The sequence below is a fragment of the Exiguobacterium sp. s91 genome, from assembly GCF_018618915.1.
Taxonomy (GTDB): Bacteria; Bacillota; Bacilli; order Exiguobacteriales; family Exiguobacteriaceae; genus Exiguobacterium_A; species Exiguobacterium_A abrahamii.
Genome location: NZ_JACSMZ010000001.1, coordinates 310,335 through 326,907, shown reverse-complemented (window position 1 = coordinate 326,907; position 16,573 = coordinate 310,335). Strand labels below are relative to the sequence as shown.

Below are 16,573 nucleotides of genomic sequence, written 5' to 3'. Positions count from 1 at the left end.
AGGGAATGGTTCAGACAAGGGAGCGACTAGCGAGGATTTGCTCAAGGGATAGCAAATCTGTCGAATCGACACGATAGTCTGCCTCATGGAGCGCCGACTCCGGTCCAACTCCGACGGCATACATGCCGGCAGCGTGGATGGCAGTGATGCCAGCTGTCGCATCTTCTACACCGATGCAACGGCTCGGTTCGACGTCGAGTGCTTCTGCAGCACGGAGAAACACTTCAGGGTGTGGTTTCGATTGTGCAACGGTCGCAGCGTCTACGATGTCATCGAAATAGTGTCGGACCTTTAGTGCCTCGACGACCATCAGCGCATTTTTAGAGGCGGACGCCATTCCGATCTTCAGCCCAGCGTTTCGGATTTCATCGAGGAATGCAATGATTCCAGGAAGAAGATCCTGTTCAGAAATATGTTGGATCAATGTGACGTAGTGTTCGTTTTTCTTCGCAGCAAGTGCTAGCTTCTCTTCCTCCGAAAAAGCGTTCTGTTTCCCACCGAGCGCAAGGATACGCTCGAGTGAATCCATCCGGCTGACACCTTTTAATGTCTCATTGAATTCCCGGTCGAACGGGATATCCAAATCCTCTCCAAGTTGTTTCCACGCTAAGTAATGATACTCTGCTGTATCGGTAATTACGCCGTCTAAATCAAAAATGACCGCTTCGATCGTTGGTGCCATCCGACATCCATCCTTTCTTCCATCGTCCATGAAAGGCAAGAAATCGAATGACTTTGCGCAAACGATTGCACTTGCCTTATGAATAATTTTACTGGTTCTTCCGAATCTTTGCAAGCGTTATCAAATATTTCTGATTTTCTATTTTTAAGCACGAAACACAGTTATTTTGATAACGCTTTCAATTTTAAGGGAATGTTTTACTTATTTCGTTCTTTACTATTCGTTTTACATTTTTTAACTGCTATAATGAATCTCATAGCATATGAGGGAGTGACGAAGATGTTTCAACGTGTTAAACAGTTGTTGAATGATCAAAGTCGAAGAATTCATCGTTATGAAAAAATCGTAACGACGATCAATAGCCTAGAACGAGAAATGGAACAAACATCCGATCAAGCGTTACGTGAATTGACCGCCTCATTACGTGAGCGGCTACAAGCCGGAGAACGAATCGATGCGATTACACCAATGGCATTCGCCCTTGTCCGAGAAGCGAGTAAACGAACGCTTGGCTTACGGCATTACGACGTACAGCTCATGGGCGGTCTGGCATTACTGGAAGGACAAATCGCCGAGATGGCGACCGGTGAAGGAAAGACGCTCGTTGCTTCACTCGCGAGCTTCACTCAGGCGCTTCACGGAAAAGGTGTTCACGTCATTACCGTCAATGAGTATCTGGCACAACGTGATGCGGAGCAAATCGGTCAGATTCACCGATTTTTAGGGTTACAGGTCGGAATCAATTCTGCTGAAGCTACGTTTGAGGAAAAACGGATCGCCTACGCTGCAGACATTACATACGGTGTCGGGACTGAATTCGGGTTCGATTACCTGCGCGATCATCTAATCATGGAGCCGACGGAACGTCTGCAACGTCCTCTTCATTTCGCCTTGATCGACGAAGTCGATAGCATTTTAATCGATGAAGCGAAAACGCCACTCATCATGGCGGAACGAGACAGTGTCCACGAAGGGTTACAGCAACTCGTCCGTCATGTCGTCCAGACATTCGAAGACGAGCGGGATTATACGTTCGACGAAGAGATTAAAGCGGTCGCCTTGACTGACCATGGGATCGAGACGATCGAGGAGGCGTTTGCGATTGATCATCTGTTCGCTGCTGAGCACTCCGTCCTTTTCCATTACGTCATTCAAGCCTTACGTGCCCATGTCGTCCTCAAGCGAGATGTCGACTATATCGTCAAGGATCAAAAAATCGCGCTCGTCGACCTCTTCACAGGTCGTCTGATGGAAGGACGCAGTCTATCCGACGGGTTACATCAGGCACTTGAAGCAAAAGAAGGTGTTCCCGTCACGGAAGAGAACCGGACGACGGCACAAATCACGATTCAGCATTATTTCCGTCTTTATCATCAGGTGGCAGGAATGACGGGTACAGCGGCGACGTCACGGGAGGAGTTTCAAAAGACGTACGGGATGGATGTCGTGACGATTCCATCGAATCGACCGAAAATCCGGATCGATGCGGAGGACGTCATCTTTGCGACGCGTGACGAAAAATTAGAAGCGATCGCGCTGGCGACGAAATCGGCACACGTCACGGGACGACCGGTTCTGATCGGTACTTCATCGATTGAACAGTCCTTGCGCGTCGCGAAGACACTCGATGCACACGGACTTACCTACGAGATCCTGAATGCAAAAACCGTCGATCAGGAAGTCCGGATCATCGCTTCAGCCGGACAAGCCGGTCGAATCACGATCGCCACGAACATGGCTGGTCGCGGAACGGATATCTTACTTGATGAAACGGCACAACAACAAGGCGGTTTGTTCGTCATCGGAACGGAACGCCATGAATCGATCCGGATCGATAACCAACTCCGTGGTCGGGCAGGTCGCCAAGGCGATCCCGGATTGACGCAATTTTATCTCTCACTCGAAGATGAACTGCCTCGTCGTTTCGCGCGCGACCGTCTCGCACGCGTGCAACAAAAAGTACGGGATGCTTCCGGTCCATTGGCTTCACGTGACGTTCGGGATCTATTGCAGTTCGCTCAGTCGACGTGTGAATCCGTCAATCGGAGTGTTCGAGATGAACTCGTCCAGCTCGAAGAAGTCATCAGCGAACAACGGCAAGCAATCTATCATCTCCGCAACAGAATCGTTGATGCGACGTCACTCGAAGACATCGTCCAACCGTTTGCCGGACGTGTCTTGCCGTCGATCATCGACCAAACGCTTTCTGACGATCTCGTCCCGGAAGAATGGCCGCTGGCTCTCGTCACGACGGAACTCGAGCAACTGTTGCATCAACCGGTCACGTTAGAACGATTGGAAACGATCGACGAGATGAAACGCCAACTTGAACCGCTGATTGCTGACACTGAAGCCTTGCTCGTTGCCCATGTTGCGGCTGAAAAAGAGACCGTCAAACGCTTCATCCTCCTTGCACTCGATGAGCAATGGACGCGCCACTTAACAGCCATGAACAGCTTAAAAGAAGGAATCCACCTCCGGAGTTACGGACAAGAGCAACCAGTCCGCATCTTTGAGCGAGAAGGCATGGATTACTTCGAATATGCCATTGCGAGTTTCGAAAAGCAGGTCCTTTCTGGCATCTGCCGCGCCGAACAGACATACGATAGCGAAGGAGAACTGCACCATGCACACGTCGAATGAAGTGTTTCGTCCCCCACTCTATTTCACGGAGGACATGCCGATCGTCAAGGAAGACGAATACGTCTTTCGTCACGTCGCGAAACAACTACCTGAGTTACAGGTCAATCAGATGGCGATCCATCTGTTTCAAGTCTTATCGCGCCGTCCGCTTCAAGTCATCGCCTTGTTCCAAAATACGTTGTCTCGGTCGTTCCACCTGAATGATCTCGTCGTCCTTGCACTCTCCGGTGACGAACTCGTCGCTCGGAAAGTCCTCAGTATCGAAGAAGTTCCTGTCATACTCCCGATGGCGACGTTGCCGCTCTGGTTGACGTTCGAAGAAGACGAATGTTTCGTCGACCTCGAGCAGTTGACGGAGCCATTGCAGCTCGTCTTCTCAAGTGAGACGCTGACCGAGCTGTTCATCGAAGACGACTTCACGGAATCGGAACGACGCATCATCCGTCAAGTCGCTTATTCGCACCCGACACCTCCAGCAGATGGCTGGTCTCTCTTACCGGTCTCGATCATGCGCGAGCCGGATACTGTGACCGCGACCGTCCTCGTCCGTAATGCCAGCGATCAGACACTGACGCTCGAGGCGCTGGCGTTCGAATTGATGGATGACGAGACGCCACTCGCAGACGTCACCCATCCTGGATTGTCCTTACCCGCTCATAGCCAACATGCGATTCGTCTCCGTTTCGCCTGCACCGCAACAGATGTTCCTGCATTCGGTCTCCGTTATCTTCCTCCCTCTTCCTAAAAAAACGTCTCGGCACACAAGATGCCGAGACGTTTTACTTATCCTTTTAAAAGTCCGATGACGCGGACGTTGATCGCTTTTGGTTGGAACGCAAGCATGTTTTCCATGTCTTGCGCAATCCGTTCTTGGACTTTTCCAGCTGTCTTGATGATCGACATGCCGTATTTGATATGCACGGACAGACTGACCGTGATGTCGCCACCGACATCTTCGACTTTTACGAGTTTGACCATCTGTTTTTCCTGCAGTTTCGAATCATCTGCTGTAAAGGCGATGCCTTCCGTTTCTTGAACAGCTACCCCTGCGATGACCTCGATGACTTGTTGCGAGACGTTCACGACACCGTCCGCATTATTTAAATTATATGACATACCTTCCACGCCCTTCGTCTAGTAATCCATCTATCTTAAAGTGTAATGCATTCCGCCTTATTTTGAAAGGTCTTCCCGTTTCTCGACGATCGGGCGAATGTCAATCTCAATCAAAGGACGGAGGACACGGACGACGAGTGGGTGTATGATGATACCAACGATCAACAAGGCGACGCCAATCATGATCAGTAAAGCGAGCCACGGTTGCGGTACGAATGCATCCGTCACATATTGACGCCACGCCATGACGAAGAAGACATGGAGTAGATAGACGTAGAGGCTGAGTTCCCCAGCTCGTGTGATGAGCGGAAGACGACGCATCGGGATCAACATCATGAAACCGAGCGAGGCCGCGATCGACAAGACATAGATGACGCTATGCTTGAGTACCCCAATCCACGTGTCACTGTCATACTGTTCAGCGTACGGGAAACGATGCTTGAAGGCATTCGCGAAATCGACGATCTCTTGCGGTGTGTCACGCCACGCCTCGAACAATAAGAAGCCCATGACGGCTGCGAACGTCACACCACCAATCAAGCGGACGTTCATTCGGCGCTTGAAGTTCTTCGGCATCTCGAAGATGCGGATGAATTCGTGTTCCGATAGATAGTTCCCGAGCAAGAAATACGGATAGAACATGATCAGCTTCCGAAGTGCCAAGAATCCAGTGTTCTCGAGTTCAAATCCATACAGCAAGGCGAAGGCAAGACCGAACCAGACATATCCACGCAAGTGAACGACATACGGCGTCACGATATACCAGACGACCATGACGAACAGATACCAAAGTGCCCAGTAGGGACGTAGGAGATGCGTACCGATGTTTTCACCCGAAAAGAGCGGCAATCCTTCTCCAAGCGTCGCCCAAGATCCAATTAAGATTTGCCAGACACAGTAGACGGCAAATAGTTGGATGACACGTAAATACTTGTTTTCGCGGAAGAAATAACCGCTTAAAATAATGAATAATGGCATATGAAACGAGTAAATCAACAGATAAACCGTCTCAAGCAACTTTCCGTCATAATCAAACCGTAAATCCGTCAGCATGTGACCTATGACGACGAAAATGACAAGAAAACCTTTGATATTATCAAACCACGGATTCCGATTCATGTTACACTACCCCTTATACTCCCTCGAAAGGAACGAATGTTTATGAAAAAGACACTCCTGATTCTATCTGTCGTCTTGAACGTCGTTCTCCTTGCATTGTTACTGGGACGTAAACCGCTCGAACTATTCGAAAGCGTCTTACCTGCAACGAGTACGACTCCAGTCACGACCTTCCAATACGATAAGAACCCGAACTATGTCCGTCTGAATAGTCTATTCCATACTTATCAATACCCAAAATCAGCGAACGCTGTCATGTTAGGCGACTCGATGACGAATTTTGCCGATTGGCGTATCTTGATGGAAGACCCGACGATCGTGAATTTCGGGATTCCTGGTGATACGACAGAAGGCTTTTTGACTCGCCTCGACTTGATCATTGAGATGAAACCAAAACGCGTTTTCTTGATGGGCGGTATCAATGATATTCGTCACTATACACCGATTCCGCAAATCACTGAGAACATGACGACGATTGTGACGACACTTCGAAAAAATAACATCGACGTCGTCATTCAGTCAACCGTTCCTGTCGCACCGAAATATTCGGATTCCGTCCGAATCAATCGGGACGTCGAAGCGTTGAACCGGAATTTACAAAACCTTGCTCAATCGGTGGATGTTCCATTCGTTGATCTACGACCCGTCTTGACGAATAAACAGGGGTACCTGCAAAATCGGATGACGTACGATGGACTCCATCTCGTCGGTGGTGGTTACCTGCGCTGGAGTGATGCGCTGAAACCCTATGCGCTCAAAACCGATTTGACAGCAAATAACTAAATGAAAAAGCGGCTCATCCCGATTTCCGGGATGAGCCGCTTTCGATTATTAGTCTTCTTGGTTTTTGACACCCATGTACGCTGCGACGCTCGATGCTGAGAAAACTGCAACGGCAACGATACCGACAGCAATCCAAATCACTTGATCCATCATTTCTTTATATCCCCCTTTATGTAACCGCTCACTTCTACATTTAGCGTACACGAATTTCGTCAAGAAAGAAACACATTTTCCATGTCTAATGACTAGACGATTCGGGAAAAAGTAACTATAGTAGAAGGACAACTACAAATTGTCAGAAAATTCGATTATTTAACAAGGAGGTGTTTCTGATGGCCACTTCATTGCTTACGCCGAAAGTGACGTTACGACATCGAAGTACTCTCAACTTTGGATATTGGCTTGTCATCGGATGCATAGGATGGGGGATGCTTGCCCTCGTCACGAATGTTGGTACTGTTATTAGTCGTCTTCCTTTATATGAAAGCATTCCCCTCGCCATCCTTGTACTTGGCCTCACAGGTGTCGTACTAAAAATGGCGCGTGACGAGTGGTGGATTCGTTATCTTGAACGTCAGACCCAGTATTACATCGGACACGAAACCGTGACCGGTTGGTGTACGACGATTGATAGCATGTGGCTGATCCGCAAGACGATGCGCCGTGAACTTCGCCTGCTCTACAGACAACTTGCCAAGACGAAAGCATCGGAAGAAGTGAAACAGACGCTCGCCCTCCAGCTCGTCGAGCGTGGTGTGCTCATCGTCTATTCTCGACCAAAAAGTGATCATCCTGCTTGAAACAAAAAGAGGACTGCCCCATCATCTTCTATGAAAGAAGTAGATGGGACAGCCCTTTTTTTACTGTTTCAGCCAATCCGTTGCTGCTTCAATCGTTGGCATGACGAGTTGGTGACCATAATTCGACCACGTGACGTCGACTGATGCACCAGCTTGTTTCAAGAGTGCTGATAACTCTTCCGTTTCCTGAGCCGGACAAATCGGATCATTGCTTCCGGCACCAATGAAGACGCGCACATCCGATAAATCAGGTAACGTCACACCACGACGCGGTACCATCGGGTGCAACAGAATCGCTTGTTTGAACAAAGCTTCTTCGAACAACATATTCGCCGCGATGTTCGCCCCGTTCGAGTATCCGACTGGAATCAGACGATCGAGCGCGAAGTCACGCTCCGCTGCCTGGTCACGTAAAAACTGAATTAAACGTGCTGTCCGTAAAGCGAGGTCTTCTTCATCGAAGACGCCTTCTGCGAGTCGTTTGAAGAATCGTGGCATCCCGTTTTCCGAGACTTCCCCGCGGACGGACAAGTAGCCTGCTTCCGAATCGAGCAACGAGACGAGCCCGACGAGATCTTGTTCCGTTCCGCCTGTGCCATGTAAGAATAAAAAGATCGGTGCGTCTGCTGTTTTTGGTGCTTGGTATAAATGAATCATACGAGTCTCCCCTTCGGTACAGTAATAGGTGTTACATGATTTGTGATTGCACTGCGATGTGCTTCGAATTGTTCCGGTAACTTCAAGTCTTCTCCGAGCACCTCGAACGCTTCATCGATTGCGAATCCTGGATTGTCGGTCGCAATTTCATGGAGGATCCGACCGCGGTCATGGAAGTAGATCGATGTAAAGTAATTGCGGTCCTTCACTTCAGTCGTCAGCAAACCGAACGCGTTGATGGCGTTCATCCAGTCGAGTTGTTCCTTTTGATCCGTTGCCCGCCACGCGATATGGTGAACCGTTCCCGTTCCCGGACGACCAACTGGCATTTGACCATGAACGACATCAACGACATTCCCGAACTCGCCTTCTGCGATGTACCGGTCAACGGTTTCCGTCCGTTTGCTGAGTGTCAGGCCGAATGTGTCTGTCAGTAATTTTGCTGTGTCTGATGGATCCCTTGATAGTAACGTCGCTCCCGCGAATCCTTTGATCGCGACCTCACGTGTGATGCCGTCGATTTCATAGCGACTGTCTGGTCCTGCCTCACGTTCGACGAGTTCAATCTGGAGACCATGTGGATCTTCGAAGGCGATCTGTTGCTCTCCGAACCGAACCGTCTCTTCAAACGAGACGTTTTTTTCTGTCAGCCGCGCTTTCCAAAAATCTGCTGCCCCGACCGGAATCGCGTAAGCTGTTGTTCCGACTTGTCCGGCACCGACTTGTCCTTTTGCCATGCCTTTAAACGGAAAGAACGTGATGATCGTTCCCGGTGCCCCGGATTCATTTCCAAAATAGAAGTGGTATGTTCCTGGATCATCGAAGTTGACCGTTTTTTTGACGAATCTTAGTCCGAGAATGGTTCCGTAAAAATCGAGATTTTCTTGTGGATCGCCGACCATTGCTGAGATATGATGAATGCCTTGCGTTTTCATATGATGCGTTCCTCCTTCAGTCGTATCTATTAACACAATAATAGTAACTAAAGAACAAAAAGTAAACTAATAAGCCTTTTCCCGTTTTTTCTGGAACCTTTATCCAATTTAGACCGTAGGACACTAAGTAACAATGATACACTTGTCGTGCAACAGACGTCTTTAAAGGAGGTTCTTATGTTAGAAATCAAACACATCACGAAGCGTTTCGGCGATTTTACGGCCGTAGATGCTCTGACGATTGAGGTGCCGCGCGGGCAAATCTTTGGTTTGCTTGGTGCGAACGGTGCCGGGAAGACGACGACGTTCCGAATGCTGCTCGGTCTACTGCAACCGACTGAAGGATCGATCACTTGGAACGGAGAGCGCATCCCGACTTCAAAGATTGGATACCTTCCGGAAGAACGAGGGCTGTATCCAAAAGTCCGCGTCGATGAACAACTTTTGTTCCTCGCAGAACTCCGGGATATGAAACGGAAGGATGCGAAACGAGCCTTGACGGAATGGCTCGACTATTTCCAAATTCCGCAGTATGAAAAAATGCGCGTCGAACAACTCTCAAAAGGAAATCAACAAAAAATTCAGTTGATCTCTGCCGTCCTACATAAACCTGAACTGCTGATTTTAGATGAACCATTCAGTGGACTCGATCCGGTCAACGCCGAACAATTAAAACGTGCTGTCAAAAAGTTAACCGTCGACGGAACGACGATCGTCTTCTCAAGTCACCGGATGGATCATGTCGAAGAACTCTGCGAACACGTCGCGATCCTCGATCACGGAAAACCCGTCGTTGCTGGCTATCTCCCTGACATCAAGGCGGGATACGGAAAAACACGTGTCCTCTTGACGACAGATGCTCCACCACTCCTGTGGGATAGCTTGCCAGGTGTCCTACAAGTCGAGTCAGACAACAATGGGCATATCGTCCAAGTCTCTTCAAAAGAAGCGGCTGATCAACTTCTCCAACATATCGTCAGTCAAGGACACCATGTCGATCGTTTCGTCTGGGATCAGTTATCCCTGCAGGATATCTTCATCGAGGAGGTCGGCAAACGTTATGAACCGTAAATTTCTGACTTTATATCGCTTCAATCTACTACAGAAACTGCGTGCTAAAAGTTTTTTGATCTCGACGGTCCTGATGGTCCTGTTCCTCGTCGGCTTCGGCAACATCGAACGGATTCTCGACTGGTTTTCTGGTGACGATCCGAAAGTTGCTCTCGTCAGTGAATTGTCGACCGATCTTCGCCCGGCCTTGAAGAAGGCTGGTGTCACTTCAGACATCACCACGAAGGAATATACGGTCGCACAAGCACGAAAGGCAGTCGACCGCGGAACATTCGATGCTGTGGCAATCGTTCAGGATTCGTATGACGTGACACTCGTCAGTGCTAGTCCTGAGTCTGAATTACAGACACAGGTCGCAACGGTCGTCAAACAAGTCCGTGATCAAGCCGTCATCACGGATGCTGAAATCGATCCGAACGTCCTTGCTTCGCTCGCTGAACCTGTTCCTGTCAAACAGGAGTTGACGTCGACAGGTGGGAAAAGTGAGGATGAACTCTTTGCTGCCTCGGCGCTCGTCTATGTGTTGCTGTTCTTGATGTACTTCACGATTGCGATTTACGGTGGGATGATCGTCACGGAAATCGCGAACGAAAAGTCATCCCGCGTCATGGAATTGCTGATTTCAGCAGCGAGTCCGATTCAACATATGCTAGCGAAGATCCTCTCGATCGCTACGGTCAGTCTCGTACAATTATCGATCCTCGTCGGTGTCGGCTACTACAGTGCTCAAAACAGCAGTTTATTCGATCAGTTATCACTCGATTCCTTGAGTGCTCGGACGATCATTTATCTGTTCGTCTTCTTCCTACTCGGATACTTCCTGTACGCGACGCTCCTCGCGGCACTCGGTTCGCTCGTCAGTCGGGTCGAGGATGCGCAGCAAGTGACGTTACCGGTCATCTTGTTGATCGTTGCTGCCTTCATGATTTCGATGTTTAGTCTGAATGCACCGACGAACCAAGCTGTCGTCGTCCTGTCATTCGTGCCGTTCTTCACACCGATGGTCATGTTCCTGCGCGTCATGTTGACCGATGTACCGCTATGGCAAGTGTCAATTTCGCTCATCTTGATGCTGATCAGCATCTCGCTTGCCTTATTCGTCGGAACAAAATTCTATCGGGGTGGTGTTCTGTTCTATGGATCGAATCCACTCAAACAGTTGCGCCGGATCTTAAGCGGTCGCCGGTAACAGTTTACAAGACGAATCGTTTCCGCTATCGTTAGGTGAGAAAAAGCCTTTAGGAGGAACTACGTTATGCGGTCTCGTTTTTGGGCAGCGATCCTTTTCACAGCTGCTGCCATGGTCTCGTCACTTGTCATGTTCACGAAATTCCCGCAAGCGAGTGCGACATGGGAACTCGTCCTTGCCTATGGAGGCATGGCGTTCGTCTCTAGCCTCTTTTGCTGGTCCTTCGTTGCGGTGCGCCGCCATTCTTCTCGTTTATACGGAAGCTGGGTCGGTGTCTTCATCGCCGGACTGACTGTCTTACTCGTCTGTATCGCGCGATTCGTCTTGCGTGGTGATGTGATGATGATTTTCAAATGGCAAGCGATGCTCGGTAGCTTAACTCTCAATTTCGGCTATGTCGGTTGGGTACTCGTCATTGCAAATGCGATCATTGGTTTCATCATCGGTCGGATCCGTCAAAAGACGCGTCGTCCACGCCCGATGCCACAACGTTAATAAAAAGTCGCTGTCTTCTGAACGTCAATCAGAAGACAGCGACTTTTTTTATTTACGATGGTAGCGGGAACGACTTTTCCGGTCGCTGTAATCCGCATAATAGGTCGAACTGGATAAAGAAACACCGTCCGTCATGCGATCGAGATATTCATCGAGTTGCATCATCGATGGTAATTTATCCTCGAACAACTCATACGTCTCTTCCGCTTGATCGCGTTGCAATTCCCCTGCTTCCATCACGGCTTCGACGAGCTCATGGAAGATCCGTTGCTCGGTCGCACTCATCGTCTGCTCGATCCGTTTGACGTCCTCATCATACATTAAATCAAACAGGCGCATTCGCTCTTCGAGCTGTTCCTCGACCCACGTTCCATCTTGTCCGAGCGTCTGTTCATAAGCAAGCTTCATCTCTTCGAGCGGTGTGTTCTGCTGCATGATGAACTTCAATGACTCCCCCGTCCAGATATGCCGTGCCAAATAACTAGCGTCGATGTTCAAGACGTCCGCCAATGCTTCGATGTAGGGTTTGGTTGGATAGACTTCGCTGAGCTCCGTCCGGCGGATGAAGTATGGTGCGACGCCGAGTCGTTCAGCCAACTGTTCGATCGTAATCCCGGCACGCTCCCGTAAAATACGAATCCGGTCACCGTAACCCCGATATGGTGAATGGTCTAGCATACGATTCCCTCCCTTATTCCTATGGTATCATCATACCCTTGAATCCGGTGTCGGATACATCGAACTTTCGGATGAATTCCGGAACAGATGCCGTGGGTAACGCAACCAAATCGGTAGGACACTCAAGAAGTACCCGACCGTGACGATACTGATCCAAAATACAGCTAAGTTAAGAAATGATCCCGTCTGTAGTCCGGCTTGTGTGACGACGACTTGGAACAATAAAAAGGCATGAAAGACAGAAATCAGATACGGAATGAGCAGAACAGCGCCATACTTCATTAATAAGTAGCAGCGGATGTTCCCGGAACCGAACCCTAGTGCAAACAACGTCTTCATCCGCTTTTGTTCCTGTTCCGCCGTCATCTGCATCCACACATGCAAAAAACTGGCATTGATGACGAACAACCAGATCGTCAGGAGAACGACGACGAACGTGACGAGTCGTACGATTCGGATCCCGTCGATCTCATCTTCCGTCTCATTGATCAATTGATAGGGCACCGGTTGCTTCTCATCGAGCTTTGCTGCCGACTGGATGTTGCGGACGATTTTCATCCACTGTTTCCAGTCCTTCGTTCCGTAATCATGGTAGGCTGGCGTATCGAAGACGACGATTTGCCGGACGGGTTGCTTGAGTATCTGAAAGACGGCATCACTGACGACGAAGATCGTCTCGATTTGATAATTGTAACCAAATATTAAATCGTGAGAAGCAGCGGGAAGTAATTCAAAGTCGGCTTTCTCCATCGCCTGTTTCGCTTTTTTCATCGTCGGTGTGTTCTCTTCGAGTTGTACCGGACGTGCTGGTACAAAGAAAGTTTGTCGTCCCGTCGCTGTCCGCTCCTTAAGATCCAGTTGCCGCATCATCTTGTTGTACGACGAGATCGGTAGGAGGACGCGTGTTCCTTCTGCCTTCACTTGGATATCCTGCTGATAGCGATCCGGGAATGCCTCCGTCATCGTCTGCTTGATATCCTTCAATCGTTTCGTCGGTTGAGCGGATTCTTCGTAATAGACGAGACCGAATTGATTTTGGGATGATAAGTCGAGTCCGATCAATTGAAACAAGAAGACTAGTCCGACTGCCGTTAGCGCACACGATGTCAGAATCGTTCCGAGGGCAATGAGCGTACTATTCGTTCGCAATTGATTGGCGATTTCCGAGACGATCAGTTTCCGCAGCGACAAGCGACGTGGTCGATATAACTTGGTCAACCATGGTAAGACATATCGACAAATAAAAAACGATCCGATGAAGATGACAAGTGGGAAAAATATATAAAATCCTTCCGTCCGAACAAATGCTAAGGCATAACCATAGATCAACAGAAGTAACGCTCCGATTTGCGTCAGAATCCAGACTCGTTTTCGAAATAGCGAACGGGAACGAGTCGGTCGATCGGGACGAAATCGGTAGATCGCAAGGACCGTTGCCGTCAGCAAAACAAGGAAGGCGCCACCGATTAAAGCAAGAATCGCATAAAAGGATAATTCGAATTCGATTGCTGGTAAGAACATGACTTTGACAACGGACAGCAACAGCATCTTCGTCAAGACATTACCTAAAATCATTCCCGCAGTGATGGCTAAACCACCAACGATCAAGACTTCAATTAAGAAATACTTTAAGAAGTGTGACAGTCCACTGCCGAGCGTGCGCATCGTCCGTAAATCGTTCTTACGGTGCTCAAGCATCGTATAGGTCGTCGAATAAATGAACAAGACACTAAAGAAAAGGATGATCAGCTCCGCGATGAAGACGAAGAAGATCGTCATCTCGATGACTTGGTTCAATTGACTGAGGATTTTAGCGACGTTTTGGAATGATCCATTCGTCAACAAGTTCCAATAACTTGTCACGATCGTCATCGCGATGATGATCGTCAAGGCATAGCCATAATACAACCGCTGATAACGCCGGATGTTACGTAGGGCGTATTGCAGATAATTGATGCTCATCCCCTCCTAACAACGATAGCGATTCGATGACCCGTTGGAAAAAGACACGGCGTGGTTCATCGCGGAACAACTCCGTTTGAATACTACCGTCTTTTAGGAATAAGACATGATTACAATACGACGCGACTTGCGGATCGTGGGTCACGATGACCATCGTCATGCCCGTCGCGTTTAACTCGGCTAGGACATCCATGACGTGTTTCGTCGCTTGGAAGTCGAGTGCTCCCGTCGGTTCATCCGCAAGCATCAGACGTGGTGTATGGATCAAGGCGCGACCGATCGCTGTCCGTTGCCGTTGTCCACCACTGACCTCATCGACCTGTTTATCAAGCAGATCATCAATTTGTAGACGACGCGCCAACTCTTCCATCTCTTCCCGCGCGAGCTTTGCTTTTTTCCCTGACAGCATCAACGGGACGAGCATGTTCTCACCGAGCGTCAACGAATCGAGTAAATTGAATTCCTGAAAGATGATGCCGAGCGTCTCGCGTCGGAAACGTGTCATCTCTTTTCGTTTGAACGTCGCTGTGTCGACGCCGTCAATCAGAATCGATCCCCAACTCGGTTCGTCGAGAGTCGCAAGCAAGTTAATCAGCGTCGATTTCCCACTACCGGACGGTCCCATGACCGCGACCATCTCACCTTCTTCGACTCGGAAATTCACATCCGTCAGCGGTTGTTCCGTCACCTTTCCGGGATAGACTTTCCCTAATTGTTTGACCTCAATCATGTGCGCGACCTCCTACTAATCGAATCCGGCATGTCGTACCGACCCCTTCTTCACTCTCGAGTTCAATCTCATGCCCGAGCTTCAAGCAGACTTGCTGGACGAAATACAATCCCATTCCGGTCGATTCCCCGTAACGTCGTCCGTTTTCGCCAGTGAAGAACGCATTAAAGACACGTGGTACGTCTCGTCTTGGAATCCCGACACCGTCGTCTTGAACCGAAAGGACGACTTGCCCCTTTGTCACCTCTGCCGTCAGAACGACTTCTCGACCATGCCCCGTCGTGTACTTGATGGCGTTCGTCACGAGCTGTAGGATGAGGAAGCGAAACCACTTCGCATCCGTGTAGACGTACACGTCTTCAGCGATATCGAGTTTCGGAAAAACCTGATTTTTGACGAATAATCGTTTTTCTTGATTGATGATGCTCGTGACGAGCGGCTTCAGTGCCAATTGTTCTGCCTTCAAATCTGTCTCGATCGCTTCTAAACGTGACGAATAGAGCATCTGGTCGAGTCCACTGCGCAATCGATCGACTTCTTGCCGTAAATCGGCCTGATACTGTTCTCCTGGATGTTCGAGGATCAGCTCGATGACGGACAACGGTGTCTTCATCTGGTGAATCCATTGGTCGACATACCGATGGCGTTCCTTTTCCTTTCGTCGTTCAGCAAACAGACTGTTTCGAAACAAGGTCTGTTGTCGCTCTAAAAATTGTTCGACGGCAACGGAAATCGGTTCTTCACTATCACTGCGAATCGGTTCTGCGACCGACTGGACCGGCTGTTGCATCCGTCGTAGCAACGGAAGCATGCTGAAGAAACGATAACTGAGATAAATCAAGAGACCGATACTGTTCAAGAGCACGATATAAAAGAAGGCTGCTGGGCGATAAAGATCATAGAGCCATAAGACGGCATATAAAATCAGCATTTGTCCAGTAAAGAAGATGATACCTGGTATCGCGTGCCGTAAAAAGAGCTTCATGGTTCAAGGACCAGTTTATAACCGACGCCTCGCACCGTCTCAAGTCCAGCGACACCGATCTCGGCAAGCCGTTTACGGACACGCGTGATATTGACGTTCAACGTATTCTCATCGACGAATGCTTCGTCATCCCAAATCCGTTCGAGTAAATCGCCACGACTGACGATTCGTGGACTTGCCGTCAGCAGCATTTCAAGAATCAGTCCCTCTTTTTTTGACAGCTCGATCGACTGTTCCCCGTACTCGACGATATAACGGTCCAAGTACAGCGTGACCCCTTCTTTCGTCACTGTCCGCTCATCCGTCTCGTTCGACAGCGTGCCATAGGCCCGGCGAATCTGACTTTTAATCTTCGCGATGACGACCGCTCCTTGGAATGGTTTGACGATGTAATCATCCGCTCCGTATTCGAGCGCCATGACTTGATCCATCTCCCCGACCCGTGCCGAGATGAAGAGGATCGGCGCCCGTGTCTTCATCCGCAATTGCCGGCACCAATAAAAACCGTCAAACTTCGGCAAATTGACATCTAATAGAATGACGTCCGGATTCGTCTCTTCATAGACCGCGACGACATCTCCTCGTCCATCTTCAACGACGACTCTAAAATCATAGCGTTCGAGTAGTTCTTTCAATAATGTAGCAATCTTCATATCATCTTCGACTAATAAAATCGTATGCATCGTTCCTATCAACTCCTTCTCCCTTTATCATAACGAACTCAAAAA

The 16,573-nt window shown here is 49.1% G+C and carries 17 protein-coding genes; 7 read left to right on the top strand and 10 right to left on the bottom strand.

The window, feature by feature from the left end; translation table 11 throughout:
- Nucleotides 1–10 precede the first annotated feature (10 nt).
- The gene (gene pgmB, locus KNQ06_RS01575; protein ID WP_215147190.1) at nt 11–682 is read right to left on the bottom strand and encodes a beta-phosphoglucomutase; all 672 of its coding nucleotides are present in this window, start codon (nt 680–682) and stop codon (nt 11–13) included.
- Between the two features lie 279 nt (nt 683–961).
- On the opposite strand from pgmB, the gene secA2 reads away from it, so the two are divergent.
- On the top strand, nt 962–3,325 hold the full coding sequence (secA2, locus tag KNQ06_RS01570; protein ID WP_215147187.1) for an accessory Sec system translocase SecA2: 2,364 nt from the start codon (nt 962–964) through the stop codon (nt 3,323–3,325).
- On the top strand, nt 3,309–4,070 hold the full coding sequence (locus KNQ06_RS01565) for an SLAP domain-containing protein (protein WP_215147185.1): 762 nt from the start codon (nt 3,309–3,311) through the stop codon (nt 4,068–4,070). Before secA2 ends, KNQ06_RS01565 begins: the two co-directional genes overlap by 17 nt.
- Nucleotides 4,071–4,108: 38 nt before the next feature.
- On the opposite strand, the gene KNQ06_RS01560 is transcribed toward KNQ06_RS01565, so the two are convergent.
- Together KNQ06_RS01560 and KNQ06_RS01555 are read right to left on the bottom strand one after the other, a co-directional pair.
- Nucleotides 4,109–4,441 (bottom strand): Asp23/Gls24 family envelope stress response protein, encoded by a 333-nt coding sequence (locus tag KNQ06_RS01560; protein ID WP_029342549.1) that lies wholly within the window; start codon nt 4,439–4,441, stop codon nt 4,109–4,111.
- A gap of 57 nt (nt 4,442–4,498) precedes the next feature.
- The gene (locus KNQ06_RS01555) at nt 4,499–5,560 is read right to left on the bottom strand and encodes an acyltransferase family protein (RefSeq protein ID WP_064299377.1); all 1,062 of its coding nucleotides are present in this window, start codon (nt 5,558–5,560) and stop codon (nt 4,499–4,501) included.
- Nucleotides 5,561–5,602: 42 nt separating this feature from the next.
- Here KNQ06_RS01555 and KNQ06_RS01550 point away from each other — a divergent pair, with 42 nt between their 5' ends.
- Together KNQ06_RS01550 and KNQ06_RS01545 are read left to right on the top strand one after the other, a co-directional pair.
- Complete coding sequence (locus KNQ06_RS01550; protein ID WP_050678748.1) at nt 5,603–6,343, top strand: SGNH/GDSL hydrolase family protein; 741 nt, start codon at nt 5,603–5,605, stop codon at nt 6,341–6,343.
- 332 nt (nt 6,344–6,675) lie between these two features.
- A complete protein-coding gene (locus tag KNQ06_RS01545) occupies nt 6,676–7,143 on the top strand; it encodes a hypothetical protein (protein WP_023469313.1) in 468 nt (155 codons plus the stop codon).
- Nucleotides 7,144–7,203: 60 nt separating this feature from the next.
- Here the strand turns inward: KNQ06_RS01545 and KNQ06_RS01540 are convergent, their stop codons facing one another.
- Entirely contained in the window at nt 7,204–7,800 is a 597-nt protein-coding gene (locus KNQ06_RS01540) for an alpha/beta hydrolase (protein WP_214805444.1), read from the bottom strand.
- Nucleotides 7,797–8,735, bottom strand: a complete 939-nt coding sequence (locus tag KNQ06_RS01535) for a VOC family protein (protein WP_214858271.1) — start codon at nt 8,733–8,735, stop codon at nt 7,797–7,799. The genes KNQ06_RS01540 and KNQ06_RS01535 overlap by 4 nt, the downstream gene beginning before the upstream one ends.
- A gap of 177 nt (nt 8,736–8,912) precedes the next feature.
- Here KNQ06_RS01535 and KNQ06_RS01530 point away from each other — a divergent pair, with 177 nt between their 5' ends.
- The 3 genes from KNQ06_RS01530 (at nt 8,913) to KNQ06_RS01520 (ending at nt 11,490) form a co-directional block, all read left to right on the top strand.
- Nucleotides 8,913–9,806 carry an ABC transporter ATP-binding protein gene (locus tag KNQ06_RS01530; protein WP_064299374.1) on the top strand — a complete coding sequence of 298 codons (894 nt, stop codon included), beginning with the start codon at nt 8,913–8,915 and terminating at the stop codon, nt 9,804–9,806.
- Nucleotides 9,796–10,995: an ABC transporter permease gene (locus KNQ06_RS01525; protein ID WP_023469317.1), complete on the top strand. Its 1,200-nt coding sequence runs from the start codon at nt 9,796–9,798 to the stop codon at nt 10,993–10,995. The genes KNQ06_RS01530 and KNQ06_RS01525 overlap by 11 nt, the downstream gene beginning before the upstream one ends.
- 66 nt (nt 10,996–11,061) lie before the next feature.
- Complete coding sequence (locus KNQ06_RS01520; protein ID WP_029342557.1) at nt 11,062–11,490, top strand: hypothetical protein; 429 nt, start codon at nt 11,062–11,064, stop codon at nt 11,488–11,490.
- Nucleotides 11,491–11,538: 48 nt separating this feature from the next.
- Here KNQ06_RS01520 and KNQ06_RS01515 read toward each other — a convergent pair whose 3' ends face one another.
- From KNQ06_RS01515 to KNQ06_RS01495, 5 genes are read right to left on the bottom strand one after another with little or no spacing between them, the layout of a single operon-like run.
- Nucleotides 11,539–12,168: a helix-turn-helix domain-containing protein gene (locus KNQ06_RS01515; RefSeq protein WP_029342558.1), complete on the bottom strand. Its 630-nt coding sequence runs from the start codon at nt 12,166–12,168 to the stop codon at nt 11,539–11,541.
- 30 nt (nt 12,169–12,198) lie between these two features.
- Nucleotides 12,199–14,130: an ABC transporter permease gene (locus KNQ06_RS01510; protein WP_215147183.1), complete on the bottom strand. Its 1,932-nt coding sequence runs from the start codon at nt 14,128–14,130 to the stop codon at nt 12,199–12,201.
- The gene (locus KNQ06_RS01505) at nt 14,096–14,860 is read right to left on the bottom strand and encodes an ABC transporter ATP-binding protein (protein ID WP_064299373.1); all 765 of its coding nucleotides are present in this window, start codon (nt 14,858–14,860) and stop codon (nt 14,096–14,098) included. Before KNQ06_RS01505 ends, KNQ06_RS01510 begins: the two co-directional genes overlap by 35 nt.
- A complete protein-coding gene (locus KNQ06_RS01500; protein ID WP_215147182.1) occupies nt 14,853–15,845 on the bottom strand; it encodes a sensor histidine kinase in 993 nt (330 codons plus the stop codon). The genes KNQ06_RS01505 and KNQ06_RS01500 overlap by 8 nt, the downstream gene beginning before the upstream one ends.
- Nucleotides 15,842–16,528: a response regulator transcription factor gene (locus KNQ06_RS01495; RefSeq protein ID WP_047393119.1), complete on the bottom strand. Its 687-nt coding sequence runs from the start codon at nt 16,526–16,528 to the stop codon at nt 15,842–15,844. Before KNQ06_RS01495 ends, KNQ06_RS01500 begins: the two co-directional genes overlap by 4 nt.
- Nucleotides 16,529–16,573 lie beyond the last annotated feature (45 nt).